Annotated in this window: 9 protein-coding genes and 1 pseudogene; 4 read left to right on the forward strand and 6 right to left on the reverse strand. The window is 57.7% G+C overall.

Annotated features, from left to right (window positions below; all coding sequences use genetic code 11):
* Positions 1-62 precede the first annotated feature (62 nt).
* From HPC62_RS24105 to cobU, 3 genes and pseudogenes are all read right to left on the reverse strand, one after another.
* Positions 63-902 (reverse strand): annotated as a pseudogene (locus tag HPC62_RS24105) (heme-dependent oxidative N-demethylase family protein); the annotation flags it as partial.
* Positions 903-1010: 108 nt separating this feature from the next.
* On the reverse strand, positions 1011-1445 hold the full coding sequence (locus HPC62_RS02735) for a hypothetical protein (RefSeq protein ID WP_172353645.1): 435 nt from the start codon (positions 1443-1445) through the stop codon (positions 1011-1013).
* A gap of 236 nt (positions 1446-1681) precedes the next feature.
* Positions 1682-2236 (reverse strand): bifunctional adenosylcobinamide kinase/adenosylcobinamide-phosphate guanylyltransferase, encoded by a 555-nt coding sequence (gene cobU / locus HPC62_RS02740; protein ID WP_172353646.1) that lies wholly within the window; start codon positions 2234-2236, stop codon positions 1682-1684.
* A gap of 128 nt (positions 2237-2364) precedes the next feature.
* On the opposite strand from cobU, the gene HPC62_RS02745 reads away from it, so the two are divergent.
* Entirely contained in the window at positions 2365-3330 is a 966-nt protein-coding gene (locus HPC62_RS02745; protein ID WP_172353647.1) for a hypothetical protein, read from the forward strand.
* 23 nt (positions 3331-3353) lie between these two features.
* Positions 3354-3461: a nitrate/nitrite transporter NrtS gene (gene nrtS, locus HPC62_RS02750; protein WP_205370357.1), complete on the forward strand. Its 108-nt coding sequence runs from the start codon at positions 3354-3356 to the stop codon at positions 3459-3461.
* A gap of 33 nt (positions 3462-3494) precedes the next feature.
* On the opposite strand, the gene HPC62_RS02755 is transcribed toward nrtS, so the two are convergent.
* Positions 3495-3986 carry a redox protein gene (locus tag HPC62_RS02755; RefSeq protein ID WP_172353648.1) on the reverse strand — a complete coding sequence of 164 codons (492 nt, stop codon included), beginning with the start codon at positions 3984-3986 and terminating at the stop codon, positions 3495-3497.
* A 211-nt stretch (positions 3987-4197) separates the two neighbouring features.
* Between HPC62_RS02755 and HPC62_RS02760 the strand changes: the two genes are divergently transcribed.
* Entirely contained in the window at positions 4198-5082 is an 885-nt protein-coding gene (locus HPC62_RS02760) for a LysR family transcriptional regulator (RefSeq protein WP_172358750.1), read from the forward strand.
* On the opposite strand, the gene HPC62_RS02765 is transcribed toward HPC62_RS02760, so the two are convergent.
* Entirely contained in the window at positions 5071-5982 is a 912-nt protein-coding gene (locus HPC62_RS02765) for a DMT family transporter (RefSeq protein WP_225906728.1), read from the reverse strand. The genes HPC62_RS02760 and HPC62_RS02765 overlap by 12 nt on opposite strands.
* A 489-nt stretch (positions 5983-6471) precedes the next feature.
* On the opposite strand from HPC62_RS02765, the gene HPC62_RS02770 reads away from it, so the two are divergent.
* Positions 6472-8187 carry a mechanosensitive ion channel family protein gene (locus HPC62_RS02770; protein WP_172353649.1) on the forward strand — a complete coding sequence of 572 codons (1716 nt, stop codon included), beginning with the start codon at positions 6472-6474 and terminating at the stop codon, positions 8185-8187.
* An 86-nt stretch (positions 8188-8273) separates the two neighbouring features.
* Here the strand turns inward: HPC62_RS02770 and HPC62_RS02775 are convergent, their stop codons facing one another.
* Complete coding sequence (locus tag HPC62_RS02775; RefSeq protein WP_172353650.1) at positions 8274-12431, reverse strand: CHAT domain-containing protein; 4158 nt, start codon at positions 12429-12431, stop codon at positions 8274-8276.
* Positions 12432-12839: the final 408 nt, after the last annotated feature.

Consider the following 12839-nt stretch of genomic DNA (forward strand, 5'->3'; position numbering starts at 1 on the left):
ATGGCTGGACGGATCGGCGCGAGGCTCTTGTAGCGCTGCATATCGGGCGGCATCTGGGCGATCGCCCTGACCAGCCCCGCCGCTGCTTCTGGGTATTGCTGCAACATGGCCAGCGGATAGGTATAGGTGCGTACCGTAAACAGCACGCCGCCGCTCTGGGGCAAGCGCCGCACGGTCTGTCGCTCTACCCGAATCCACAGGCGATCGCCCGCGTTGTCTGGCGTGAGGTCGGTTGGAACCGGATGGCTCCGCTGAACGCCCAGAAATAGCTCCGGCGTATCGACAATGCTCCAGTTAAACCGATAGCCGGGATGATTGGGCTGGAGCCGCGCAAAGAAGTTATCCATCGGCTGCTCCAGCGTTTTGTCATAGCCAGGAACGGGCGCATGAATCTGCCCCAGCGGTCGCCCCAGCTTATCGGCCAAGCGCCAGTAGAGCGGGAAGCACAGCGATCCTGCCACCAGGCGATAGGTTCCCTCCGCCGACGGCAGCAGCACCAGCAGATCTTCCTGCACCCAGCGCCCCGCCAGATCCAGCGGACACTCGCGCCAGGATTGCGGATCTGTATCGCCTCCGTCGCCCACTGTCCAGGTTTCGCCTGTGAGGTGGTTGATCAGGCGATCGCCCATCCGGGTAAACCATTGGGGAAATCGCCGCGGTAAATGATCAGCTAGTAAATTCAACACGTCTTGCTGGGCTGCTTCGCTGCCGGGGAGTGCGGCAAAGACTTCTGCATGGCGTTCACTCAGCAGTTCGCGCTTCCGTTGCAAGTAGCGTTCGTACTGGTCGTCGATTTCTATCCAGTGGTCGAGGGAGAGCGATCGCAGCCCCAGCCGCATCTGCCAGCGCCCGTCGGCGAACGGAAAATATGTAGCAGGGGGAGGGGCGGCAGGGGAAGACATCGGTTTCGGGCAATCCTATCGGATTTTGCCTGCATCTCTTAATCGCTAATAATTGCTAATAATCGCTAATATCGGTAATTGGTAGTGTTATTCAGTAGCAACGAAACGCTAACGGCGGGATTTGGGGGTGTTTTGCCGTAGGCGATCGCGGATTTGCTCAAGCTGATCTTGGCTGCTGACGGGCGATCGCGGCGACGGCAGTTCCGTATTGGGCCACAGTTCCAGATCAGAGCAGGGGCAGGAAAGTTCCTTGCGCTGTCCCAGATCCAGCATCGGCACGGGCATATTGCAGCGGGCGCAGGACTCGATCACCCAGGCGGGCGAGAGCAGGTCAGCGATGCTCTGCGTCGTGCCTTCCAGATAGCACTGAGAAAGGTCATGCTGCATCAGGATCTTCCAGGCGAGGGCAAAGTCGTAGCTGTAGCGATCGCCCTGCAACACGGTTTTGGGCAGCAGCGGCTCTGCGTTGCCCGGAAGAATTACGCGCTTGCCAAGCTGAAACCAGGAACCCAAATAATCTCTAACCTGCTCGAGAGAAGCCATAGCGCCCTCCTGGGGCAAAGTCCTTGAAACTGCGATCGCCCCGACTGGATGAAGTAGCCTGCGATTCTAATGGCCTTAGTTACTAATGGCCTTAATGCACTAATGGCCTTAATGGCCTGACCTTAGTTGCCTGAATTCCATTGTCTCTATACGTCCATCCTATCGGCATCCATCAGCCGACAGGAGTCGTAAAACCGAAGCGTTCCTTAAGGTTTTCGGGATGATCCTACTAACAATCACTCGGTTGCCCCATCAGGCTCCGGCAGCCGCACCCCAAGCTGCGTCAGATCTAGCGCGTAGCCGCCCGTGACCAGATAGACCGACTGGGCGATCGCCCCGATGCGGCGGGTCAGAGAACCAAGGCGATCGCGGAAGATGCGCCCCAGCGGATAGGCCGGCACCACGCCCCAGCCCGTCTCTTCCGCCACCAAGATCAGCTCCGCAGGGCTGGATCGCAGCACAGCCAGCAGCGTGGCAACCGTACTCTGCCAGGTGTCTTCGTCTTGCTCCAACACATTTGCCAGCCAGGTTCCCAGGGCATCCACCAGCCAGCACTCGCCAGCAGCGGCAGTCGCCAGCAGGGCAGCCAGATCCACGGGTTCCTCAAGGCACGTCCAGTCGGCGGGGCGACGCTGCTGATGCTGATCGATGCGGGCCTGCCACTCGGCATCGTCTGCACGGCGCTGGGCAGTAGCAACGTAGATCACGGAACCGGCGTGCGATCGCGCTAAATGCTCTGCCCATTCGCTCTTGCCGGAGCGAGAAGGGCCCGTGATCAGCGTAATGGGCATATTCTCTGCGATGAGAGGACGGAAAAACGCGAGAAAAAGGGTGCAAACGTTGCGAAGAATCTTTCTAGCATATTCCGTTGCCAAAATTCCTCGATAGAATGGCGACAGCCGCTTTCCCCCCGCCCATTATGAAATCTGGACTGCAACGGATTGAAGCCACGCTGAATCAGCTCGACACGCTGCCAGAGGCAGAACCACGAGCGGATCAGCCAGGGGCGCAGTCCACGGTTTCCCCAGAAGCGGAATCGGTGGCGCAGTCTGTAGTGCAATCGGTCGCGCAATCGGTGGCGCAACCTGCGACCCAGCCCGCCGCGCCCGTGCTGCTAGAACTACCGTTTGGCGGCAAGCTTCCGTCTACATCACAGGGTGGTCACGCTGGCGTTGCGGAGCCATATCGCCCCGCCGTAGCCCCCAGCCCCCATCCTGTTGCGCCGACGGTTTCTTACACCATTTCTTCCCGCCTTTCCCAGGGACTTGCGCCCACTGTGTCCCCAAATGCCTCCTCAAGCGGGTCTGCGCCCATTTCCCCGACCCGCGCTCAAACCAGTTCATCACCCGCCGCGCCTGCTACGCCTGACCTGCCGGGTTTTCCGTTTGCGCCCCTAGCTGCGCCGCGCCACGCCACAGACCCCGCTCTGGCGCTGGGCATTTTGCGGGAGATCGAGGGCACGCTGCTGAGCTGGCAGCGAGAACTCCAGCGGCTTCAGCTTGAAATTCAAGAATTGCATATGGAGGGACCGATTATCGACGGCTGGCTAGAGTCGCAGCCCACCACCCCACCGCCGCCAGAGGCCGAGTTTATCCGCCATGCAGAAATCGACGCGCTGATGGGCTATGTGGAAACGATTTGCGACGCTGCGCCCGATGGCATGATTCACAAGTCTCCGCGAGCGGGCTATCGGCTCTGTGGGCTGGATGCAGACGGTAAGGTGTGGTCGCGGGAGTGCCCGCCGGAGCGCGTGCCCCAGGTGAGTCTGGCGATCGCCCGCTGCCAGAAGGTGCGCCAACTGGTGACCCGCAAGAACGACCTAGAGTCGCGCCTCAGCAAGCTGGCTGAGCATTTGGTATCGGTGCATAGTGAACTGATGACTTGAGGCTGGTTCAATCAAAGTCAACTGTGAACCAGAGGATGAGTGGCGATCGCTGGGCTGCGGCTCTGTTTACCTACATCGTGCCCTACATGGTCAATATCCACGGGCAACACATCAGCCGCGATCGCCCTTAGTGGTCATAGCAGTAGCCGTAGTCGCCTTTTGAGCTAGGCGACCCGCAGTTGCACCCGGTCAAAGCCGTGCATTCTGGGGGGTGGTGCAGACTGTGACGTGACGCGCAGTAGCCGGGGAATATCGCCGCTGTTGTAGACCCGAAACTCGCTCTCCACCGTCGCAGTGGCGGTTCGCACGGCCTGGTTTAGCACGAGGGAGCCACTGGGATCGGACACCGAGCGGTGAAACGTCCCCGGCGGAATCCGCAAAATCTCGCCGTTGGCCTCTAGCCGCACGATATGGAATGGGTAATCCCAGGAAAAGTTCACCAGATAGAACGTGCGCCCCCCCGACAGCGCCAGCAAGTTGTCTTCCTGGTTGGGATGCATGTAAAACTGCCAGTGTCCGTCGTCGCTGTTGTTGGGGCTGACGGCGGGGCCCTCATGAAACACGAGGTCGCGGGCGTTGGAATTAGCGATGGTGATGTCGAAAAACCGAACGCTGGGCGTATCGCGGAATTTTTGGTAGGAAATCAGGTCAAACATGGTGGGTTAGCGATGAAGAAGGGCTGTTGCATTGCAACGCTGCGTTTCGGCTACCCTAACGCAGGGCTTTTGACAGATACAAAACTTAAGGCGGGTTGCATCTATGCAAAAAGCGGATGGATGTGTCAAATTTCCCGTGCTATACCATTTCACCGTGTGTCAGATTAGGGGCAGAGCGGTGGACGGTTTTCGTGAACTTTTACGAATTTTTATGAACATTGACCAGTTGCGCGTGTTTGTGACCGTGGCCGAACTGGGCAGCTTTTCGACCGCAGCGCTCAAGCTGGATGTGTCGCAATCTTCTGTGAGTCGGGCGATCGCTGCGCTGGAGGAGGAATTGGGCGTGTCGCTGCTCACCCGCGGACGGTTTGGGGCACACCCGACGCAGCTTGGTGAGCGGGTGCTGGTGCAGGCGCAGCAGATTTTGCAAGCGCGAGAACGGATTGACTATGAAGTGAACCTGGCGCGGGGGTTGCAGGGCGGGCGCGTTCGGCTGGCTTCTTTTCGCAGTGCGGCGACCCACCTGCTGCCGCCGCGAATTGCCCAGTTTTGCCAGCGCTTTCCTCAGATCGAAGTGACGCTGACGGAAGACGACCCGCTGGCGGTGGAGCAGGCCCTCCGAGAAGGTGCGGTGGATATTGGGCTGGTGCCACTGCCCCGGTCTGAGGAGTTCGACACCTGGGAAATCGGGCGAGATGAGTTTGTGGTGCTGCTGCCGCCTGGCCGCAGATCTGTGCCGGAGCCGATCACCTGGGAGGTGCTGTCGCGGATGTCGTTTATTTTGTACAACTACGCCGAATGTACCTCTGCCGTGCGCGATCACTGGGAGCGCTGGGGGCAGACGCTGCGGGTCGCCTACGAGGTCAAAGAAGATTCCACAATTGTCAGCATGGTGGCGCAGGGTTTGGGCGCAGCGATTTTGCCCCGACTAGCGGCGCTGCCGATTCCAGATGGCGTGCAGGTGCGATCGCTCCCGGTGCCGCTGGAGCGGGTGATCGGTGCTGCGGTCTTGGCAAACGTGCTGCATCCGCCCGCTGTGTTTGTGTTTCTGGACGCGCTCCGGGGCACGGGGCAGTTTCGCCAGTCAGCTGCGTGATTGAGACTTCAGGGCAAAATGCAGCCCCAGGATAATCAGGCTCATGCTGAACAGCATCAGGACGGTCATGGGCTGCCGAAAGAAGGCAAAGGCCAGCAGCGTTACGAAGATGGGAACGAGGCTGTAGACCGAACTGGAGGCGCGGGTGGGGCCGATGGCTTTGACGCTGAGGTTGTAGAGAAAATAGCCCAGGCCCGATGCGCCCACGCCCATGTAGCTGAGGGAGGCGATCGCCGCTGGAGAGAGCCGCGCCACCGTGGCCCAGTCTTCGCGCAGGCTCAGCAGCAATAGCCAGATCACGCCAAACCCGGCTGCATAGAAGCTGACTGTGAAGCCGGAATAGCGCTGACTCAGCACCTTGATCAGCAGTGAGTACACAACCCAACTCAGCACCGCGCACAGCATCAGCCCGTCGCCCCGGTTGATTTGCATCTTGACCAAGTTGCCGAGGTCGCCTTTGGACAGCAGCGCCAGCACGCCCACCAGGGCGATCGCCCCGCCGAAGTAGTTTTGCAGCGTCAGCCTTTCTCGAAGGAACAGCGCCGCCGCGATGCCCGTGATGACAGGATTGAAGGCGTTGATGATGGCAGTGTTGGCGATCGCCGTATAGCGCAGGCTGAGAAAGAAGAAAAAGTGATAGCCGACCACGCCGAATAAGCCCAGCAATGCCAGTAGGAAAACATCCTTTTTTTGCACAAACAGCGATGATTGTTTGTAGTGAATCAGCAGGCTAGAGAGAAAGACTAGGGCAATCAGGTAACGCAGCAACGTTGTCAAGATGGGGCTGAGTTCAACTGTTGTAAATTTTCCAGCAATGAAGCTGCCTGCAAACAAAAGACTGGTCAGCGCGGTTAGTAAAATTGGCAGGAGGCGATCGCGCAGCATAATAACTTGATACACTACAAAAACTGAACCCAGACGTGACTCAGGGCATCCCTAAACGCGCAATCTGTGAGCGATTGATGTAATCCAGGTAACACTTCAGGGCGATTTGGAAGGTTCTGAAGGTTAACTTGATGTTGCAGATGTTACAGCAGATGTTGCACAGAATTATGTTGCATAAGATGCGGCTAAAGAGGATATTTTGTCAAAGTTTTAGTCTGTATGGTTCTAGTCCGTATTGAAGTTGTTTTTATCCCTGGCTTTTTAGAATACTTTTTTGAATTTACAGCCTGGTTGTTTCATCAAAATGCGATTCAGATGCGAAATTTAAGTTTGTTTCAAAAACTGACTTTAAGGAAGAAACCCTGGAGCGCTTCTAGGAAAATGGGTTCATGGAACGGGCGATCGCACGCCCGATCTTCTTGGCTCAAAACTGGGATGCAAGCGCTTAGCATCTTGCTTCTAACGCTGCTTTGGGCTGCTGCTCCCAGTTTGCTGGCTGGTAGTTTGCTAACTAGTAGTCCGCTGGCGAGTAGTCCGCTGGCTGATAGTCAGGTTGCGCCTGTTCATCTGATTCATGCATCGAGCCATGCGCTGGAGATTGATGGTCTAGAAATCTTTGCGCCCAGATCAGAGCCGAAAGCAGAGGAACCTGCGGACGAGCCGCAGACTGGGCAACAGGATGCGTCTAGAGTGCCTCAGGGTGCAGCCGTGACCTTGGGCGGCAAAACCCTGTTTAACGTGGAAGCCTCGATCGGCACAAAATCCCGCGCGGAACGAGCCGCCGAAGCCTCCAGAGCAATTCGGTCGGCGGCAACGAATTCTCAGATTCCGCTAGAAGATTTTCGGTTGAATGATCTACCCAATAATGGAGTGACGCAAATTCTGGCAGGCGAAGATTTGCTGATAGCTGTTACCCAAGCAGATGCAAATGTTGCTGAGATGTCGCGAGAAGCCCTAGCGCGACAGCATCTTGAAGAAATTAAAGACGGCGTGATTGAGTATCGCAACACGCGATCGCCCCAAAAGCTATTAGCAGGACTCGGCAAAACGGCGATCGCCACGCTCATCTTCGCGCTGCTGTTCTCTCTGATTAATCGTCTATTTAAGGGGATTGATCAAAAGATAGAATCTTCCGATCGATTTCGCATTCGCACTCTGCACTTGGGCAGGCGAGAAGTTCTATCTGCACAGCAGTTAACCAACTATCTAATTCGGTTCTCTGGGCTGCTTAAAATCATAGTGCTGCTGACGCTAATCTCGATTTTTGTCAATACGGTTCTCTCGTTTTTTCCGGCAACGCAATCTGTTTCGATCGGCATTTTCTCGTCTATTTTTTCGGTTTTCAGTCAACTATTTTTTGGCTTTCTGGGATACCTGCCCAAGCTGATTTTTCTGGTCATCTTAGGATATGCCGCTATCTACTTAATGCGGTTCTCCAGATTTGTTTTCTCTGAAATAGACAAGGGCGATCTCAGCATTCCAGGCTTTGATCGAGATTGGGCGATTCCCACCGAGCGCATTGCCCAAATTCTGATTCTGGCGCTGTTTGCAGTCATTGCATTTCCCTACTTGCCAGGAGCGGGCAGCGATGCCTTTCAGGGCATTTCAATCTTCTTGGGTATTCTGATTTCGCTGGGTTCTAGTTCAGCAATTGCTAACATCATCGCAGGCATCTTGTTGACCTATACTCGCGCCTTCAAGCTCGGTGATGAAGTGGAAATTGGTGACGTGGCGGGGACAGTGGTTGAAAAGGGGCTATTGGTGACTCGAATCCTCACTGACAAAAACTATTACGCCAGTATTCCCAATGCAGAAGTTCTGGGTACGACGGTGACCAATTTTCGCCAAGGCGGTTCGATGAGAAACGAAGAAGACGAGCCGCCAATGGTGTTTGTAGAAGTTGGTTTCCGATATGATGTGCCCTGGCAAATAGCCTACGAAATTTTGGTTGAGGCAGCCAAAGAGACGAAGGACGTGTTGCCCGAACCAGAGCCGTTTGTGCGGAACATTGAGTTCGCAGAGCAGTGTGTGATTTACGAAATTAACGTGTTCACAAACAACTTTCGGGATGACGAAATCATCGAGTCCGATCTGCGGCGAAATATTCAAGGCAAGTGCTATGAACGCGGCATTGAGCTTGCGCCCTTGCAGCAATTTACCGTGGTGCGCCGCAACGGCAAATCGACATCGACCATGCCGCGCAGCTTAGAGCAGAACTAGCCGGAGTCTGGCAATCGACATCGACCATGCCGCGCAGCCTGAAGCAGAACTAGCCGGAGTCTGCTGCAAATCGTAAATCTACCTTGCTACCAGGGACTGCCGATCATCGTAAAGGCGGCCCAATAGTAGGGATGAGACAGGGCTTGCCCACGCAGTTCGCTAATGCTGCTGGCGGGTAAGATCAGGTCGCCGACTCTGCCCAGTCCGCGCAGGCGACCCGCTTCGTCGATGCCCACTTCGCCCCGCGCCATCGCGACCTGGGCTTGGCGTAGCGCCTCTGCCTTGATCGGCGAGGTGGCCAGGTTTTCATAAAAGCGGGTCATCAGGGCAGTCGTGGCAGCATCGCTGACGTACCACAGGCTGGCGACGACGGTCTTTACGCCCGTTTGCACGGCCAGTCCGGCAAAGCCCAGTTCGGCTTGTTCATTGCCCAACGCGGTGCGGCAGGCGCTCAGCACCAGCATTTCGACGGGTGGGTCGTTCCAGCCAAGTTGTTTCACCTGATCCAGCCCCAGCCGCTCATCCCAGAACTGAATGTAGGACGCGCTGATGTTGCCTGCCACAAAGTCGGCGTGGGTGGCGAGGTGAATGATGCCGAAGGGCTGCTGCTGGCGGGCGGCGCGGAGGTTGGCTAGGGTGCTGCGCTCGTCTAGAAAAATCTGCCCGCGCCAAAGCTTTAGCACCAGCGCGTTTAGCTCGACTGGCACCGACGGCAGGGGGGCCTGACCCTGCGTGCTTTTGGACACGCCCATTGCCAGCATTTGGGTGTTGCGAATATCGACGTAGCGTGTGTCGGTGAGGCTGAGGCTGGGCATGAGGCCGACGCTGTATTGCTCCACTAGGAACTGTTCGCCGTCGTGGAGTGCGGCATAGGGCAAGGCTCTCAGACCGGCCGGCGGCAAGAATACGAGGTTTTCGACTTCGCGCTCGTCTAGCTCGGCTTTGATGGGCGCGACAAACCATTGGTATAGCTGCTGGGACGACCGCAGGTAGCGGGTGTTCAGCACGTTTGCGGGATTGGTGACTTCGTTGCGAAATTCCTGGGCGATCGCCATCACTTGGGCCCGGGTTGCGCCCTCGACGCGCTTGCGAATCAGGTTATTTTGGGACGTGACGACCACTAGCTCAAGCTGATCGGTGTCTTGGGGTGGCACGCTTTCGCGCAAAAGCCCCGACTGGGGTGGCACAAAGCTGATATAAACGAAACCAGGGCGGACTCCGGTGGCCTGTTCGATGGCATAGGCGATCGCCCGTCCATCGGCCAGCGACAGCGGCCGCGTCGCCTCTAGTCCCAGAAATTCAATAAACTCGCTGCTGAATTCATCCTCAAAGTAGTAGATATCGGGTTCGATGCTAGGAAACCAGGGTTCCCCAATCACGCCGATGTCCTCAAAGCCGTCCCCAAAGTCGTCCTCGCCCTCGTTGAATTCATTGTCAGTGCTGTTGCGCTGAGGCGGACGTACCGTACCGCCGCCATTACCGCCGCCGTTACCGCCGCCGTTACCACCACCATTACCGCCATTATTCGGCCTGGGTTGGACACTAACCTGCACCGGGCGAGCGGGGGAGCGACTGAGGACACCGCCCTGGCCATTGGGGTCGGTTGCGACGACGCTAAACACATCTAGCAAAAAAGTCAGATCCGTGCCCGTGTTGGGCAGCGTCACGTCTAGACTGTCGCTGGGGCTGATCACGGTTCCCACGCCAACGGGCGACCCGTCGCGGGTGATGCTGACTCCGGGGGCGATCGCCGCAATTTGAAAACCAATCGTATCTCGGTCAGCATCGCTCCCCGACAATCCTAAGTTACTGACCAAAATCTGAATCGTTTGCCCTTGCTGCCCCGCCCCTTGGTTGGAATTGATAATGTCAAGGTTGGGGGCGCTGTTGACAGAATTAATAGTGATTCCAGGCGTGGTTGTGTTGATGCTGCCGTTGAACTCGACTGGAAACTGGCTGCTGCTGATGCTGCTGTTCCCGGTCGAGAGGCTACCGCGAGTGCCGTTGGGGGTTCCCGCCACGCCCACCACAAAATCGAAATTGTCGGGGCCGCCTGCGTGGGTGATTGTGATCGTGCCGTTATTCAGCGGGTTGCTGCCCTGGGTGGCGATACTGGTTGCTTCGGACAGGCTCTCGTCTGCAATAATGCCTGTCACCTGGACGCGATCGCCCCTCAGCGTGACATTCCCGCCTGCGCCCTCCGCAGACGGAATTTCGGGCCCTGGGATGCTGCGAGTATCAATCGACTCGACCGTGACATTGCCCAACTCGCTGATGACGTTTACTGGGCCCGCGCCAAAGCCCAGCGAGTTCTGCGTACTCAGCCGTGCTACGGTAATGTCGCCTGATGCCCGGAGGCTGATTTGACCTGTAGTCTCAAAGAGAAATCCGCCCGTGTCGAGATTTCCGGCCCGAATCGATGCACCAGAAATCAGCAAGTTGCGTCCCCCTGTTGTCAGGGTATTGCTGGTGCCCATGCTAAAGCTGCCTGCGCCATTGTTATCTGCATCGGCAACAAACTGAATCGTGCCGGTGCCCGGCGTATCGTCGAGGAACAAATCCAGCCCGTCGATGAGGGTGATATCGTTGGTGGCTTGCAGGATAATATCGCCGCCAAAACTAAGCAGAGAATCGGCTGAGACGTTGATGGTTTGGTTTGGAAACTCGTTGGCAAAAATGTCTGGCAGGGCAGCGTCGACCCCCGGAGAGTTGGGCAGGTCGCTGATGATGATGTTCAAGGGATCGAGCAGCAGCGTCCCCGCTCGCCCGTTGGGCGCACTGGCATCCACCGTGCCGTCAAATCCCAGGCTGAGCTTGCCCGACACTTCTACCAAACCGCCGTTGCCGCTCTGACTGCCGCCTCTACTGCGGATGGTTCCTGAAAAGGCGGTGGCCTCGTCTGACCAGATGACGACCGGGCCGCCGTTGCCTGTGGCGATCGCATCGGCATTCAGGCTGGAGTCTGCGCTGACATAGGTGCGGCGGGCGTTGGGCACGCTTCCCCGTCCCTGATAGCCGCCGCCCACCTGGATTGGCCCGCCGCCCGTCGCGCCGCTGGTGTTGATTTCGGCATTGACGACCGCGAGGCGATCGCCCAGCACATTCACCGCGCCGCCCGTGCCACGGGGGGAACTGGCATCTAGTCGCCCGCTGGCGATCGTTGTGCCCGGATCGGCGGGCAGCGCTAGCCCCGAACCCGTCAGCGACACCGTGCCGTCTGGGTTGACCGTTAGCCCGGTGGCGTGGGTCACGTTGCCGCCCGTCAGCAGCGCAGGCAGGCTGGCGGGGGTCAAGGGCAGCGGGTTGGGGCCGTTGCGAAAGGCACTGGGCTGAATCTCCAGGCTGAGCAGGCTGCCCGCTTGACTAATCCGCACGCGGTTTTGGCCAGGTACGCTGGAGAGCGTTACCATGCCCCCCGGCGCGGAGGCGGTGCCTGTATTGACCACAGTGCCGCCCAGCAGAGTCAGGTGGTTGCCCGGTGCAACGGCCAGGTCGCCTGCATTCACAATGGCCCCCGGCTGGGCCATGGCAAAGGCAAAGTTTTGTGGACTCCCCACTAGCGCATCGTAGTTCGCGTCGCCCACAGCGCTAAACCAGCCGTTGGCAAAGCCAATGCCGCTGGCGGTAGTGGCGGTAAAGGAACCCGCCAGATCCAGCCGCGCATTGCGTCCAAAAATTACGCCTGCCGGATTCATCAGGTACAGGTTGGCATTGCTGCCCGATACGCGCAAAATGCCGTCGATCAGCGAGGCGCTGCCGCCATTGACGCGGGCGAGGATGTTGCGAACCTCCCGCGTAGAGAGGAAATTGGCAATTTCGCCCTGGCTCAGCCCAAACTGGCGGAAGGTGTGGAACAGGTTGCGACCATCGCGCGATCGCCGCCCGCCGGAGATATCCAGCCGATTGCCCTGGCGCGTGACGCGGGTGTTCCGAGCAGGCTGCACGGACTGGGAGACTGATTGGGCTAGCACGACCTGGTTAATACCTGACCCCACCAGCAAGAGCGTGGCCAGCGTTGCCGCTGCGGTTCTAGCTGCCGCCGCGCCGCCGTAGACCGCCGTCCTACGTCCCTGCTGAGCCTGTGCTGCACACCCCTGGGCGCTCTCCAGCGAGATGCCGGTCGATCTGTCATCCCGCACCAGCCGTTCAAAATCGGGGGCGGCTGGCTGATGCACGGGGGCGATCGCCCTGGTTAAATGGCGATCGCCGTCATCGCAAGGCAAAACCACAGAGGGGCGGGGCATAGGGCAATTGCCTCAAATGCTTGGGTGAATGCTGGGTGAACTGCTGAATCCAGGCTTGAAGCCAAGCTTTAATCCAGGCTGTCCACACGTTACGCCAGGGTTTTGCTGGATGACTATGGGCGATCGCAAAACTTAACCCAGGGATTGAAGAACCCAGGGATTGAAGACAGGCAGTTGAACCTTGTCCCTGACCCAGCGCGTCCATCACTATCGTCAACTATCGTCAGCAATCCAAAACCCAGAATCCAAAACCCAAAATCAAAACCCAAAACCCAAAACCTAAAAACTTCCGTGGATCAACAAAACTCTTAGAGCAATTCTGGTAGGTTTGGAGTCAAATTTGGCGTTGCATCGGCCCAACGCAGTCAAAACTATCCGACTGGCATACTTTTGGAACCCTTCTGAACC

Source organism: Thermoleptolyngbya sichuanensis A183 (genome assembly GCF_013177315.1).
Classification (GTDB): Bacteria; Cyanobacteriota; Cyanobacteriia; order Elainellales; family Elainellaceae; genus Thermoleptolyngbya; species Thermoleptolyngbya sichuanensis.